Annotated in this window: 16 protein-coding genes and 2 tRNA genes; 11 read left to right on the top strand and 7 right to left on the bottom strand. The window is 35.3% G+C overall.

The window, feature by feature from the left end; all coding sequences use genetic code 11:
• The first annotated feature begins 4 nt into the window (after positions 1 to 4).
• Positions 5 to 2,200: a DNA helicase RecQ gene (gene recQ, locus ACAM30_RS04635; RefSeq protein ID WP_369617443.1), complete on the top strand. Its 2,196-nt coding sequence runs from the start codon at positions 5 to 7 to the stop codon at positions 2,198 to 2,200.
• A 74-nt stretch (positions 2,201 to 2,274) separates the two neighbouring features.
• Here the strand turns inward: recQ and ACAM30_RS04630 are convergent, their stop codons facing one another.
• Positions 2,275 to 2,514 carry a hypothetical protein gene (locus tag ACAM30_RS04630; RefSeq protein ID WP_369617442.1) on the bottom strand — a complete coding sequence of 80 codons (240 nt, stop codon included), beginning with the start codon at positions 2,512 to 2,514 and terminating at the stop codon, positions 2,275 to 2,277.
• A gap of 338 nt (positions 2,515 to 2,852) precedes the next feature.
• On the opposite strand from ACAM30_RS04630, the gene ACAM30_RS04625 reads away from it, so the two are divergent.
• Entirely contained in the window at positions 2,853 to 4,412 is a 1,560-nt protein-coding gene (locus ACAM30_RS04625) for an NAD(P)/FAD-dependent oxidoreductase (protein ID WP_369617441.1), read from the top strand.
• A gap of 124 nt (positions 4,413 to 4,536) precedes the next feature.
• The gene (locus ACAM30_RS04620; RefSeq protein WP_369617440.1) at positions 4,537 to 5,625 is read left to right on the top strand and encodes a hypothetical protein; all 1,089 of its coding nucleotides are present in this window, start codon (positions 4,537 to 4,539) and stop codon (positions 5,623 to 5,625) included.
• Positions 5,626 to 5,685: 60 nt separating this feature from the next.
• On the opposite strand, the gene ACAM30_RS04615 is transcribed toward ACAM30_RS04620, so the two are convergent.
• Complete coding sequence (locus ACAM30_RS04615; protein WP_369617439.1) at positions 5,686 to 6,645, bottom strand: quinone oxidoreductase; 960 nt, start codon at positions 6,643 to 6,645, stop codon at positions 5,686 to 5,688.
• 141 nt (positions 6,646 to 6,786) lie between these two features.
• On the bottom strand, positions 6,787 to 7,164 hold the full coding sequence (locus ACAM30_RS04610) for a cupin domain-containing protein (protein WP_369617438.1): 378 nt from the start codon (positions 7,162 to 7,164) through the stop codon (positions 6,787 to 6,789).
• A 600-nt stretch (positions 7,165 to 7,764) separates the two neighbouring features.
• Between ACAM30_RS04610 and ACAM30_RS04605 the strand changes: the two genes are divergently transcribed.
• Positions 7,765 to 8,202 carry an META domain-containing protein gene (locus ACAM30_RS04605; protein WP_369617437.1) on the top strand — a complete coding sequence of 146 codons (438 nt, stop codon included), beginning with the start codon at positions 7,765 to 7,767 and terminating at the stop codon, positions 8,200 to 8,202.
• A 57-nt stretch (positions 8,203 to 8,259) separates the two neighbouring features.
• Here ACAM30_RS04605 and msrA read toward each other — a convergent pair whose 3' ends face one another.
• Complete coding sequence (msrA, locus tag ACAM30_RS04600) at positions 8,260 to 8,886, bottom strand: peptide-methionine (S)-S-oxide reductase MsrA (RefSeq protein WP_369618639.1); 627 nt, start codon at positions 8,884 to 8,886, stop codon at positions 8,260 to 8,262.
• Positions 8,887 to 8,893: 7 nt separating this feature from the next.
• Positions 8,894 to 9,448 carry a peptide-methionine (R)-S-oxide reductase MsrB gene (gene msrB / locus ACAM30_RS04595; RefSeq protein ID WP_369617436.1) on the bottom strand — a complete coding sequence of 185 codons (555 nt, stop codon included), beginning with the start codon at positions 9,446 to 9,448 and terminating at the stop codon, positions 8,894 to 8,896.
• A gap of 292 nt (positions 9,449 to 9,740) precedes the next feature.
• Here msrB and idi point away from each other — a divergent pair, with 292 nt between their 5' ends.
• The 7 genes from idi to ACAM30_RS04560 all read left to right on the top strand — a co-directional run bounded on the left by idi (position 9,741) and on the right by ACAM30_RS04560 (position 12,667).
• On the top strand, positions 9,741 to 10,268 hold the full coding sequence (gene idi, locus ACAM30_RS04590) for an isopentenyl-diphosphate Delta-isomerase (RefSeq protein WP_369617435.1): 528 nt from the start codon (positions 9,741 to 9,743) through the stop codon (positions 10,266 to 10,268).
• Positions 10,269 to 10,290: 22 nt separating this feature from the next.
• Positions 10,291 to 10,704 (top strand): 6-carboxytetrahydropterin synthase, encoded by a 414-nt coding sequence (locus ACAM30_RS04585; protein ID WP_017494907.1) that lies wholly within the window; start codon positions 10,291 to 10,293, stop codon positions 10,702 to 10,704.
• Positions 10,705 to 11,163 carry a peroxiredoxin gene (locus tag ACAM30_RS04580; RefSeq protein WP_369617434.1) on the top strand — a complete coding sequence of 153 codons (459 nt, stop codon included), beginning with the start codon at positions 10,705 to 10,707 and terminating at the stop codon, positions 11,161 to 11,163.
• Between the two features lie 144 nt (positions 11,164 to 11,307).
• Positions 11,308 to 11,574 carry a hypothetical protein gene (locus ACAM30_RS04575; RefSeq protein WP_202702468.1) on the top strand — a complete coding sequence of 89 codons (267 nt, stop codon included), beginning with the start codon at positions 11,308 to 11,310 and terminating at the stop codon, positions 11,572 to 11,574.
• Positions 11,575 to 11,650: 76 nt separating this feature from the next.
• Positions 11,651 to 11,724 (top strand) — tRNA-Thr (locus tag ACAM30_RS04570).
• 106 nt (positions 11,725 to 11,830) lie between these two features.
• Positions 11,831 to 11,904: transfer RNA gene (locus ACAM30_RS04565), tRNA-Thr, on the top strand.
• A 304-nt stretch (positions 11,905 to 12,208) separates the two neighbouring features.
• Positions 12,209 to 12,667: a hypothetical protein gene (locus tag ACAM30_RS04560; protein WP_369617433.1), complete on the top strand. Its 459-nt coding sequence runs from the start codon at positions 12,209 to 12,211 to the stop codon at positions 12,665 to 12,667.
• A 66-nt stretch (positions 12,668 to 12,733) separates the two neighbouring features.
• On the opposite strand, the gene ACAM30_RS04555 is transcribed toward ACAM30_RS04560, so the two are convergent.
• Positions 12,734 to 13,450: a DUF4369 domain-containing protein gene (locus ACAM30_RS04555; RefSeq protein WP_369617432.1), complete on the bottom strand. Its 717-nt coding sequence runs from the start codon at positions 13,448 to 13,450 to the stop codon at positions 12,734 to 12,736.
• A 131-nt stretch (positions 13,451 to 13,581) separates the two neighbouring features.
• Entirely contained in the window at positions 13,582 to 14,415 is an 834-nt protein-coding gene (locus ACAM30_RS04550) for a hypothetical protein (RefSeq protein ID WP_369617431.1), read from the bottom strand.
• Positions 14,416 to 14,487: the final 72 nt, after the last annotated feature.

Raw genomic sequence — 14,487 nt, 5'->3', positions numbered from 1 at the left:
AAGAATGAATTCAAACGAAATTGAAATACACAAGGAATTAAAGAAGTATTTCGGCTTTAGCCAATTTAAGGGCTTGCAGGAGCAAGTCATTACGAGTATTTTAGAGAAGAAGAATACTTTTGTAATTATGCCAACTGGCGGTGGAAAGTCTCTTTGTTATCAATTACCCGCTTTAATTCAGGATGGAACGGCCATAGTTGTTTCTCCTTTGATAGCTTTGATGAAAAATCAGGTTGATGCTATTCGAAGCCTTTCCTCAGAAAACGGAATTGCCCATGTGTTAAATTCCTCTCTCACCAAAACAGAAATTGCCCAGGTTAAAAAAGACATCACTTCAGGTTTGACTAAACTTTTGTATGTAGCACCTGAATCGTTAACAAAAGAAGAATATGTAGCTTTTTTACAAAGCGTATCTATTTCCTTTGTAGCTATTGACGAAGCACATTGTATTTCGGAGTGGGGTCATGATTTCAGACCGGAATACCGTAATCTGAAAAATATAATCAAACAATTAGGTAAAGTGCCTATTATTGGACTTACCGCCACTGCAACCCCAAAAGTTCAGGAGGATATACTGAAGAATCTTGATATGGCCGATGCCAATACTTTTAAAGCATCGTTCAACAGACCGAACTTGTACTACGAAGTTCGAACAAAAACAAAAAATATAGAGTCGGATATTATTCGATTTATCAGACAACATAAAGGCAAATCCGGAATTATTTACTGCTTAAGCCGTAAAAAAGTAGAGTCGATTGCCGAAGTTTTACAAGTTAATGGGATCAGTGCCGTACCATATCATGCAGGTTTAGATGCTAAAACCCGTGCTAAACATCAGGATATGTTCCTGATGGAAGACGTTGATGTGGTAGTGGCAACTATTGCATTTGGAATGGGGATTGATAAACCAGACGTTCGATTTGTAATTCATCACGATATTCCAAAATCACTGGAGAGTTATTACCAGGAAACAGGTCGTGCCGGCCGTGATGGAGGAGAAGGACATTGTTTGGCTTACTACTCCTATAAAGATGTAGAGAAGTTGGAGAAATTCATGTCCGGAAAGCCGGTTGCAGAACAGGAGATTGGATTTGCTCTTTTGCAGGAAGTAGTAGCGTATGCCGAAACTTCAATGTCACGCCGAAAATTTCTATTGCATTATTTTGGTGAAGAATTTGACAGTGAGACCGGTGAAGGAGCCGATATGGACGACAACGTTCGTAATCCTAAAACAAGAATTGAAGCCAAAGATCAGGTGGTTAAATTGTTGGAGATTGTTCGGGATACGAAGCATATTTATAAATCAAAAGAAATTGTATTTACCTTAATTGGACGTGTAAATGCCGTAATTAAAGCGCATAAAACAGATACTCAATCGTTTTTTGGATCGGGTTCTGACCACGACGAGAAATATTGGATGGCTTTGCTTCGACAAGTTTTGGTAGCGGGTTATCTGTCAAAAGATATTGAAACTTATGGTGTGGTGAAAATCACTAAAGAAGGTTTGAACTTCATTAAAAAGCCGGTTTCGTTTATGATGTCGGAAGATCATGAGTACAGTGAATCTGAAGATGAAGCAATTGTAACCGGAGGAAAATCATCAGGAACGGCCGATGAAGTTTTAATGGGTATGCTGCGCGAATTGCGTAAAAAAGTAGCTAAAAAGTTAGGAGTTCCTCCGTTTGTTGTTTTTCAGGATCCTTCTCTTGAGGATATGGCTCTTAAATATCCAATCACTTTAACCGAGTTGTTTAATATTCACGGTGTAGGTGAAGGAAAAGCTAAAAAATATGGTGGTGATTTTGTTTCTCTAATCAGTAGATACGTAGAGGATAATGATATCGTTCGCCCCGATGATTTAGTGGTGAAATCTACCGGAGTCAATTCAGCTAATAAATTATATATCATTCAAAACATCGACAGAAAATTGCCGCTAAGTGATATTGCTTCTGCAAAAGGACTTTCGATGGATGCTTTGATCAAAGAAATGGAGCAAATTGTGTATTCAGGTACCAAGCTAAATATTAAATACTGGCTGGATGACATGCTGGATGACGATCAGCAGGAAGAAATCCACGATTATTTTATGGAATCAGAATCGGATAAAATCGAAGATGCTCTTAAAGAATTTGACGGCGATTACGATATTGATGAATTGCGTTTGATGAGAATTAAGTTTATCAGTGAAGTAGCTAATTAGTTATAAGTTAAATGTGAGATGTGAAATGATGTGCTAAAACCACATTTTACATCTCACATTTTACATTCAACATCTTACTCCGTATAAACTTCCCCACGATGCGGCTTCAAAGCATCTCTTACAGGAATCATATTTTCATCGGTTACAACCATAAAAGCGATGGCATGCATATCGTTTATGATTTTAAATCCGGTAATGTTTAAAGGCAGCTTTTCGATTGCTATATATTCTTTAAGGTGTATTTCATGATGTTCGGCTGTTTTAGCAGAAGCAGGACCACGGAAATCCCAAATTAGTTTTATTTTTCTAGACATTGTTTTATAGGTTCAAAGGTTCAGAGAGGCAAAGGTACAAAGTCTATTTTGAAAAAAAAGCATCTAAGTTTCTGAGATGCTAAGGCTCTAAGTTTTTTTAAAGAGGGGGAGCATTGTATTTTATTTTAAATTTATCTTATTGTTCGTTCGAGCGAAGTCGAGAACCGCGCATGCATTTCGACTGAGGTTTATTTTGAGCGAAGATGTATGGACTAATATGGCAAAACAGGGTATAGAATGGTGTAAATTTTAAAGGACAGATAAAATTTCATTTCAAAATAGTACTTTTGCATGCTCTTTTCATAGACAGAAAAGCTAATTTGAATAAATAAAATACAATGCCAAGAGAACTTTTACTTCAGGTAACGCCGGAAATAGCAGCAAATGAGTTGTTGCTGAAAGACCATTTGTCTAAACAAATAAAAGTTTCTCCCAAAGAAATTCAGCACGTTTCGATTCTGAAACGATCTATAGATGCGCGTCAAAAAGCGATCAAAATCAATTTAAAAGTCATTATCTATCTGAAAGGCGAGCCTTTTCAGGAAACTAAAATAGAGTTGCCGGTATATAAGGATGTTTCATCTGCACAAGAAGTAATTGTGGTTGGAGCAGGTCCGGCAGGGCTTTTCGCGGCACTTCAATTAATTGAGTTGGGTTTAAAGCCAGTTGTACTCGAGAGAGGAAAAGATGTTCGCGGACGCCGTCGTGATTTAAAAGCAATAAATCGTGAACATATCGTTAACGAAGATTCTAATTATTGTTTTGGAGAAGGTGGAGCGGGAACCTATTCAGATGGAAAATTATATACGCGTTCTAAAAAACGTGGAGATGTAACCCGAATCTTAGAGTTACTTGTCGCTTTTGGGGCTTCTGAAGATATTCTGGTAGAAGCACATCCACACATTGGAACCAATAAATTGCCAAAAATTATTGAAGATATCCGTAATAAAATCATAGAGTTTGGCGGTCAGGTTTTGTTTGATACACGTGTTACTGATATTTTGGTAAAGAATAATGAAGTTGAAGGTGTTGTTACTCAAAACGGCGACAAGATTCTGGCAAATAAATTGATCCTGGCAACAGGACATTCAGCACGTGATATTTTTGAGTTACTGGATAAAAAGAAAATTTTTATAGAGGCGAAACCTTTCGCTTTAGGAGTTCGAGCAGAGCATTCTCAGCAATTAATTGACAGTATTCAGTATAGTTGTGATTATCGAGGGGAGTATCTGCCTCCTGCGCCATATTCTATTGTGAAGCAGGTTAACGGTCGCGGAATGTATTCGTTCTGTATGTGTCCGGGTGGTGTAATTGCGCCTTGTGCCACGAGCCCCGGCGAAGTGGTAACTAATGGATGGTCACCTTCAAAACGAGATCAGGTTACAGCAAATTCAGGAATTGTAATTGAATTAAAGTTGGAAGATTTTAGACCTTTTGCAAAATTTGGAGCTTTGGCCGGAATGGAGTTTCAAAAAAGTATCGAACAAAAAGCCTGGCATTTGGCAGGACAGACTCAAAAAGTTCCGGCTCAGCGAATGGTCGACTTTACACAGAATAAAGTTTCAGCAGATATTCCGAAAACTTCTTATGTTCCCGGAACAACATCAGTTGAAATGGGGCAGGTTTTTCCGGGATTTTTATCTCAAATCCTGCGCGAAGGTTTTAAAGAATTTGGAAAATCAATGCGTGGTTATTTGACCAATGAAGCAATTTTGCATGCTCCTGAAAGCCGAACATCATCGCCAGTTCGAATTCCGAGAGATCCTATGACTTATGAACATTTACAAATTAAAGGACTGTATCCGTGTGGAGAAGGTGCGGGATATGCCGGTGGTATTATCTCTGCAGCTATCGATGGGGAAAAATGTGCTTTGATGGCTGCTGAAGCTTTAAAGTAAATGTATAGTCTGGTGATTTGAATTTCACAAAAAAAAACATTTTAACGGTATAATGAAATGAAGTTTTGAATAGTCAAATGAATAAAAAGGACTATTTTAGACTCAAAAACTTATAACGTTTAAAATGAAAAAATTTTTTGCTAACTTCTTTGGAAGAAATAACGATCCGAAATCAATCATGTCTTTTGATGTTATTGATTCAATCTATAGCCATTTATACCATGACTCTAATAGCATAGAATTCAAAGTAAAAGGAATTCATGATACGGTGACTGTAAATCTGTATTCTGTACCTTCCTCATTGGATCACGAAGAAGGAAGAGCAGAAGTTAAAAAAGCAGGATTCAATAATGCTTATGAAGTTCTGAATGAACTTTATAAAAAGCTGAATATTGGAGTCTTGTCAGAAGAAGCGATGCAGGATGATTTGCAATATGATTTTATTCATATTCAATTTTTTTCAAGGCCAAGTGAGGAAATGAAAAAACACTTTACAAGCGTTCTTAATAATTTCATGATTTTCTTTTGCTGTACTAATAGTTTAGAAATAAACGATTTTAGAATATTATATTCTAGCAGTCATTTTTCTGATTATGTAAAAGGTTTGCTGGATTCAGAATATCTTGATTTTAAGAATCCTCAAAATGAAAGTCAAGAAATAGGAATTAAAGATTTAAAAAAAGTTTTACAAGCCATCTGTCAATACTTTAATGTTGAAATTCCTGCTGGTGTTGAGCTTGCGTCTTCAGAAAATTTGTTGTTGGATGATAAGGTAGCTGTGGAGGATTTTGAAGAGTTTGTTAAATTGATTTCGAGAAACGGTATTGAAGAAAGTGATGTGAAAAAATATTCGGAAAAACTTTTTGAAAGCTTCAATAATGAAAGTAAAACATATTACGAAACTACAGAAGATCATTTTAGTTTTTTCGAAGAAATAAATACATGGCACAGCGATTGGAAATTTGATCCTGAAGATGCAGAGTATTTTATTTCTGAAATGCTTGGCGAAGATTTTAAATTTGATTTTCCCGAAGAAACATATAGTCATGATTTGTTTCCTTATATTCAGTCAGAATTAGAAAAATCAAATTTGGAGTTATTGACTTATGAAACTTATGGAGACAGTTATTTGTTTTTTCTTGCAAACAAAGATGAAGTTGAAAGGATTTTAGAATTGTCTGACCGGACAAAAATTGAGGTTACTCAGTTGTAAAATATAACCACGAATTCACGAATTTTATTTTAAATAATTTGTGAATTCGTGGCAAAAAAATCAAGGAATCAAAATAATTTTTCCGGTGCTTTTTCGGCTTTCCAGATAGTCATGAGCCAATTTTCCTTCTGATAATTTAAAAGAAGCTGGTTCTGAAAGTTTGATTTTTCCTTCTGAAATCCAGTGGAACAATTGTGTTGCTCGTTTGATTCTCTCTTCTTTAGAATTCAGGTAGCTCCATAAATCTCCTCCGGTTAGGGTTTTAGAACCGTCCATTAACATTCTCGGATCTACAAATGCAGGATCACCGCCAGCCATTCCGAAGAAAACAACTTGTCCGCATTCTTTTGTGACTTCGAAACTTTCAGATAAAGTGCTTCCAATGCTGTCGTAAACCACATCAACGCCTTTTGGAGTCGTTTCGAAGACTTGTGATTTCCAATCGTCATTATAAAGAAAGACATGATCGGCACCTTGCTCAAAGGCTACTTTTGCTTTTTCTGAAGATGAGGTTAAACCAATTACTTTCGCACCTAAAAGCTTGCTGATCTGCGTTAGAATTTGTCCGACTCCACCGGCAACCGCATGAATTAATACTGTTTCTCCTTTTTCGGTTTTATGGCTGTCGGTGGCTAAATAATGAGCCGTCAAACCCTGAAGTAAAACAGATGCTGCGGTTTCAAATGAAATGGCGTCAGGCAGCGGTAAAACATGATTTATGTTTACGGCAACCAATTCTGCATTAGCAAAAGGAACGTCGGCGAAAGCCACACGATCACCAACTTTATACTCCGGATGATTATTAGCATCTATTACTATTCCGGCACCTTCGTAACCGGCAATAAAAGGAGGAGTTCCTTTTAAATGGTAGTTTCCTTTTCGTCTGTAAACATCAGCAAAATTTAATCCGATGGCTCTCATTTCAACAAGAATTTCATCATCTTTTAAGGATGGATTGGGAATTTCAATGTATTCCAAAACATCAGAATTTCCAAAAGAAGAAAAGGTAAGTGCTTTCATTTTTAGTTTTTTTAAGGATACAAAGTACGGAAAATATATTGGCTCTCTTTTAAAGATAATCTTAAAAATAAAAAAAGTAACAACTTGAATTCAGGTTGTTACTTTGGGTTAAATTAAAAAGGTTGAGATACCTGTAATGGTTTATTTTTTAGTTTTTATTTCTGTTACAATCAAACTCACAGTTGTATCTCCTAAATTTTTTGCCATATGAGTAACTGCGGGTATGTACATGGCATCTCCAGCTTTAATATCCATAATGATGGGAGCTTTGCCTTTATCGGTTATTTCAATTTTTCCATCAGCCAATGCATAGATGGTGTGGTCAGGATGATGATGCCATGGAATTGTTTCTCCCGGAGTAATCTCAACTTGCATTATTCTTACTCTCTCATTTTCAAGAAGTACTTTTTTATATGCGTTAGGCGCTGCCTTTAAAGGGTCTTGCGCATAGATATTCATACTTAATGTTAAAAATAATAGTATGAATAGGGACACTAAATTCTTTTTAGTTGTTTTCATTTCATTTCTTTTTTATTGGTTAAATTTTCCCAGAATTGTTTATTGCATATTTTTTTAGAACTTTATCGTGGTTTCGTTTGATGAAAACAACAAAGTTCTTTTGCAATGCATTTTTTTAATTAATGAGAAGAGGCAGATTTTTCCTAATTCGAAAAATTACGGTTAGGATATTTAGCTAGAAAATTGGATTTCATTTGCAGATGTGAGATCCTTAGATTTAGGTGATGTAGATTCCCATGTGGTCTGTTTGAATCCGCCGTTTTTTTTCGGCTTACCTTCACTGATTTGGGAAATTGAAGTGCGATAAATAGGGTCTGTTTTGGGACTACTAATTTACGAAAAAAAATCATTTTTTTATTGATGATTTTTGGTTTTTTGATTCATTCAAAATACAAAAAAATGCTGCCTTTGTTTTGTTTTAAACATTTGAGCGATAAAAATTTAAACAAATTAGAGTAGCTTAGTTACAGAAAGTAGAGACTTATGCTGAAAACAAAATTTCGATAAGCATGTAACTGGGTATGAATATTGAGAAAAGAATTTTTATAGAATCACTTTAAATTTCAAAAAGCAAATTATAAATCTTTAAAATCCATTTTTATGAAAAAATACACATTTGCAGCTCTTTCAGTTCTAACTTTATTATTCGCTTCATGTTCGGCATCAAAATCTGCTTCAAGCGGAGATGATTTGTTTGGCACAGCTTGGGAATTAGAATATGTCTCGGGACCAAGAATTGCGTTTAATGGATTGTATCCAAACAAAAAACCTCAAATTACTTTTGATAAAAAAGAAACGAAGGTTTATGGAAATAATGGATGCAATGGTTACAGTGCGACATATACTCTAAACGGAAAATCTTTGACTTTTGGAGAAGCTGGACCGACTACAATGATGTATTGTGATGGAGGAGGAGAAGAAGTATTTCTAAAACAAATAAAACAAATTACAAGCTATAGCATTGATAAAGATGGAAAACTAAGTTTAATTCAGGGAGATATTCCAGTAATGAGATTTAAGAAAGTGGCTAAACAATAGTTTAAAAGCAATATAGAAAAAGGGGAAATAATTTTTTATTTCCCCTTTTTTGTGCAATTATGCCTTTTGTTTGTTTTTCAATTTATCCTTAAAAACTTTTTCAAATTTTTCTATTTTGGGCTGAATGACCATTTTGCAATACGGCTGATTTTTATTATTGGCATAATAATTTTGATGATAATCTTCGGCTTTATAAAAAACTTTAAAAGGTTCCACCTTTGTTACAATCGGATTATTGTAGACTTTTGCTTTGTTTAGTTCAGCAATAATACTTTCGGCAGCTTTTCTCTGTTCTTCATTTTTATAAAAAATAACAGAACGATACTGAGTACCAACATCAGCTCCTTGTCTGTTTAAAGTTGTTGGATCGTGAACGGTAAAGAAAACTTTGAAAATTTCATTGATATCCGTTACGTTTTTGTCGTATGTAATCTGAACTACTTCGGCGTGACCTGTTGTTCCTGTGCAAACCTCTTCATAGGTTGGATTAGCTACTTTTCCTCCTGAAAAACCGGAGACTACAGATTTTACCCCTGCCAGATTTTCATAAACGGCTTCAACACACCAATAGCAGCCACCGCCAAGTGTAATGGTTTCCAGATTTGCGGAGCTTTTTGTTTTATTGCTTTGAGCAAATCCGTTTAAGGACAATGCTAAAAGGCCAATTAAAAATAAGTTTTTCATCATTAGTTTATTTAGTATCGGGAATAAAGTCAAGTGCAATCGAATTCATGCAGTAACGTTTTCCGGTTGGTGGAGGTCCGTCATCAAATAAATGGCCTAAGTGTCCACCGCAACGTCCGCATAGGGCTTCAATTCTTTCCATGCCGAGAGAATTGTCATTTTTGTAAACAACACTTTTCTTGTTGTCTTGTTCGAAGAAACTAGGCCATCCGCAGCTGCTGGCAAATTTAGCTCCTGAGCGAAAAAGTTTATTGCCGCAGGAAGCACAATAATAAGTTCCTTTTTCATCTGTTTTCCAGTATTTTCCGGTAAATGGTCTTTCTGTGTCTGCTTCGCGCATTACAGCATATACATCTTCAGGGAGTACTTTTTTCCATTCGGCATTACTGACGTTGAGTTTAGTCGTGTCGGTATTGGAATAATAAGGATTTCCGGGCTTGCTGATTTTATTTTCCATAACTGCCGTTGTTGTATTTTGTTTTTTTGCATTTTGTCCGCATGCTTGTAGAATAAAGAGCGGAATTAAAAAGCAAAGGCTGAGAAATTGAGTTTTTGTTTTCATTGTTAGGAATGCTTTAATTCTGTATTCCAAAGATACGGTTAGATTTCGCCTGGAAATGTCGTGTAGTTTACAATTCAGATTTTTTTAAGTATGTTTTAACTTTTACTATTTACGTAAAACAAAGGAATTAAGTTTTAAGGCTTGTATTTAAAGAGTTTTGAAGATTAATTGTATTGTATTTTATTGATAGCTAGTTTCTTGTGTGGTTCTAAGCTCGTTAAACTTTTCACAATCTCTTTCAGGATTTTCAAGCCATTTCTTTTTTCGTATTTTTGTTTAATCAATAAGCCCTATGATAGAAGAAAACGTAATACTAGTAAACCAACAGGATGAACAAATTGGCTTAATGCCAAAATTGGAAGCACATGAAAAAGCGATGTTGCATCGTGCTTTTTCGGTTTTTGTCTTAAATGATAAGAATGAAATAATGTTACAGCAACGTGCTCATCAAAAATATCACTCACCTTTACTTTGGACCAATACATGCTGTAGTCATCAGCGTGAAGGAGAAACAAATGTCCAGGCCGGAAGCAGGAGGCTTTTTGAAGAAATGGGGTTTAAGACAGATTTAAAGGAACTCTTTCATTTTATTTATAAAGCTCCTTTTGATAATGGCTTAACAGAACACGAGCTCGATCACGTTATGATTGGATATTTTAATGATGATCCGGCTATCAATAGAGATGAAGTGGAAGATTGGAAATGGATGAAAATAGAAGATGTAAAAGAAGATATTCAACAACAGCCCGAAATTTATACCGTATGGTTTAAAATAATATTTGATGAATTTTATCATTATTTAGAAGACCATAAACTTTAAACGAAACCAACCACCAACCAAAATGAAAGTAACCATATCAAGAAAAGCACATTTTAATGCTGCACATCGATTGTACAGGAAAGATTGGACATTTGAAAAAAACGATGCTGTTTTCGGAAAATGCAATAATCCCAATTTTCATGGTCATAATTATGGTTTAACAGTAAGTGTTACAGGAAAAATTGACCCCGAAACCGGTTTTGTTCTGGATGTGAAAGTATTAGCGGATATCATACGTGAAGAAGTAGAGATTCCGTTCGATCACAAAAACCTGAATCTGGATGTTCCCGAATTTCAGGATTTGAATCCAACAGCGGAGCATATTGCTGTTGTGATATGGAATAAAATTAAAAAGAGAATTCAACCCGATTTCGATTTAGAAATCGTTTTGAATGAAACCGACCGCAATTTTGTAACTTATAAAGGAGAAGAATAAATGTCATTAAAAATAGGAGATATAGTTCCGAATTTTACTGCTAAAGATAATCATGGAGAAGTTTTCGAAAGCCAAAGTGTTTTGGGGAGAAAGCCGCTCGTGATTTATTTTTACCCAAAAGACAATACACCGGGATGTACGACAGAAGCCTGCAGTTTTAGAGATCAATACGAAGATTTTAAAGACTTGGGTGCTGAAGTTATTGGTATAAGCAGTGATAGTGTGAAATCACATCATAAATTTGCCAATAAGCATCAATTGCCTTTTATACTGTTGTCTGACCAGGATAAAAAATTACGACATCTTTTTGGGGTGCGTAATACACTATTTGGTCTTTTGCCGGGAAGAGTAACGTATATTATTGATAAGAATGGAGTGGTCATTCTGATTTTTGATAGTATGAATGCGGCAAAACACATTCAGAAAGCAATGGAAACAATTAAAGAACTGGTATCGTAGAAATAAAAGCGGTATTGAATTCGAACTGAGATAAATGTATTTCTTTTAGATGGAAATGCTTCAATTTTAGAAAATTACATTTCATAGCGCGTAATAAAAAGATTATATGTACTTTTGCAGTCGCAAATTAAAATTAAAATAAAAATGGCAAACGTTAAAAACTTAAAGAAAGATATCAATTTCGTATTAGGAGATATTATTGAGGCAATTTACTTATTTGAAATGTCAACTACAGGAAATCCTACTCCTGAAACGAATGCTTTAGTGGATCAGGCGATCGCTGCATTTGATACTTTGATCACAAAAGTAAACGCTAAGAATGTTGAAAACAAAAAAGCGCACTTCAAACAAATCAATATCGAATTGGAAGAAACTGCTAATCAATTGATTGCTAAAATCAACGAATTGTAAGCAAAAAAAGTATAAAAAAAGTGCAAATTTATTTTGGGAAAACGAAAAACCGCTCTATATTTGCACCCGTATTGAGGCCGATGTAGCTCAGCTGGCTAGAGCAGCTGATTTGTAATCAGCAGGTCGTGGGTTCGAGTCCCTCTATCGGCTCAAGATAAAACCACCTACTTTGTGGGTGGTTTTTTATCAAAAAAATTGCAAAATTATTTTGGAAAATATAAAAAACTATTGTAGTTTTGCACTCGTTAAAAAAAAGGCCGATGTAGCTCAGCTGGCTAGAGCAGCTGATTTGTAATCAGCAGGTCGTGGGTTCGAGTCCCTCTATCGGCTCAAAAACCATTCACATTTTGTGAGTGGTTTTTTTTTTGCTCTAAAGTGAAATCTATCCCCGGATATATGTTTTCGTGAAATAGAATCTCTATAATCTGTGTTTTTTTTAGCTGCAAAGCGCGCGGATGCATTAATGGAGGTGTCTATAAAAATCTGCGCGATCTGCGAAATCTGCGCGAAACAAGCATGGGGTCGGATGAAACGTAATTGAAGCTGTCTTTTTTGTATCTGACTTATTTTTGATGGATGTATTTGTAATACTATTTTTCTTATGTTTGTTGCTTAACCAAAAAACATATTAATAATGGAAGAAACATCAGTTTTTGAAAAATTTGAATTGCAGCTTGACCAAACTGCGAAAGACTTTTTAAAGGAAACCGCCAAGTGGGCTTATTTCTTGTCTATTTTAGGATTTGTAGGGATTGGGTTGATGGTTTTAATTGCCGTTTTTGCGGGAACTATCTTTTCGGCTATGGGAAATAGTATGGCGGGAATGGGAGGTTTTGGAGGCTCTTTTGGAGCTTTAATGGGATTTGTCTATATTTTTATTGCGGCGATTTATTTCTTTCCGGTTTATTATCTGTACAAATTTGCTGCAAATACAAAGAGAGCTTTTAGAGAGAACGATTCAGAGTTGTTGACCAGTTCTCTGGGGTATCTTAAATCACATTATAAATTCATAGGCATTTTCATGCTGGCTATTCTCGCATTATACGGACTTATATTTGTATTTGGAATTTTGGGTGCTCTGCTTGGAAGATAGGAGTTAAAGCGATGAAAATTATATAAAAAAAATGTCCTGACTAGTCAGGACATTTTTTGTTGGATTTTATTTTTGTTGCTCTTTCTTGATGTCGGCAACGTATTTTGTTAGCTTTTTACCGTACAATGAATTGGCTACTTTTGGTGTCATTGATTTCTGAATCGTATCCAAAAACTTAACATTGATATCGTAAATTTCAGCTAAAGCAATATAAGGAGCGATTTCATGATCTTTGTTGTTTAGGGCGAAGTTAGTAGCGTATAAGTACTTTCTTTTGATGTTCGATTCTTGTTTGATATTAATACTGTCAATGGCTTTCTGGTCTTGTCTTTTTACAGCTTTGAATCTCGATTCTACCATAGCAAGGCTTTCTTCGTTGAAACGAGAATTTATTTTTTTATACTCATCGTACAATTCCTGATTTTTAGATCCAGTAATTTTTGCACCATAAATGAAGTTATCCAGATTCGTGTCGATATTGATGTTTCCGGGTTCTGCGAAAAACATAACATTGTTGTCTAATGAATTGGTTACTCCGCGATCCAGAAATAAATATAACATTTCAGGAGATTCCAGTTTTATGTTTGTCTCAAATGCAGAATTTCCGTCTATTTTAATGGTGTCAATAGCAACAAGTGAGGTGTCAACGATTCTCTGAATGTATAAAGTTCCGTCTTTTAATCCTTTTATATTTCCTGTAAGGTGCAAACCGTCGGTTGATTCTTTTTTGCTGCAGGATGCCAATAGGGCAATAGCAACAAAAGCAATAATTGATTTTTTCATTGGTTTTTTAGATTTTGCTGCAAAATAAAGAAAATAGTTTGAATGTACTGTGGTGGCATTTAAATTTTGCGAAAAAATAAATCCCAATCTATTTCTAAATTGGGATTTGATATTTTTGGGAATATAGAGGATTACATTGAGAGATTAAATGTAGTTCCGTTTTGGTTTGTGAAGGTGAATTTTTTGTCGCAATCATTATTGCCATAATCAACTACTCCGTTTAGTAAATTACTTTGAACTTTCAGTTTTCCTTTGGAAACAAAATCGCAGGAATATTTCTTAATCAATGATTCCTGAACTGTTAGGGTTAATACAGCTCCATTTGCACTGGTGATGGTGTGGTTTCCTTCTGTCATTTCATATGTATTGTCTTCCAGGACGTAAGGAGTATCAACACCTGCAGTTTGTTTTACAGTCCAGTTTCCGGAGTTAAGATAAACTCTGCCTTCTAAATCAGTGAACTTTCCGTTGGTTACTTTTCGGCTCCATTGTGGTACGGTTGCCACAGTTGTTGCATTGGTGTATTCGATTGTTCCTTCCAGTTTTATTCCGTTAAGAGAATAGTCGATTCTTTCGATAGTTATTTTACTTCCGGTAGTAGTTATTGGTCCTGAAAGTGTGATTTTTAATTTTCCTTTTCGGATGATTAGATTGTCGGTGCAGCCAGTTGCGCCATAATCAACTGTGAAAACTTTTGGGTAAGAGGTTGGGCTTTGTTGTGTAATTGTAATCGCTGCACAAATTCCTGGTGTTGTCTCTTTTGATTTTGCTGAAGAGGTGTTCTTTGTTGTAACGATTAGCCCGGTTTTAATGTCCATATCATTAATAGCATCAATAGTGAGTGAAGCTCCAACTGAAGTGACGTCAGATTCAGATTGGTTTTTTGTGTCATCATTGCCTGAACAGGAAACTTGTGTTAGTGCTGTTGCGCAAATGGTTAAGAATAAAAAAGCTGTCTTTTTCATAGTAGTTTTGTTTTATGATTAGATTAAAGGGCAATCAAATGTAATGAAAAAAATGAAATGCAATAAAAAAAT

Origin of the sequence: Flavobacterium sp. CFS9, assembly GCF_041154745.1 — a bacterium.
Lineage (GTDB): Bacteria > Bacteroidota > Bacteroidia > Flavobacteriales > Flavobacteriaceae > Flavobacterium.
This window is presented reverse-complemented; position numbering and strand designations above follow the sequence as displayed.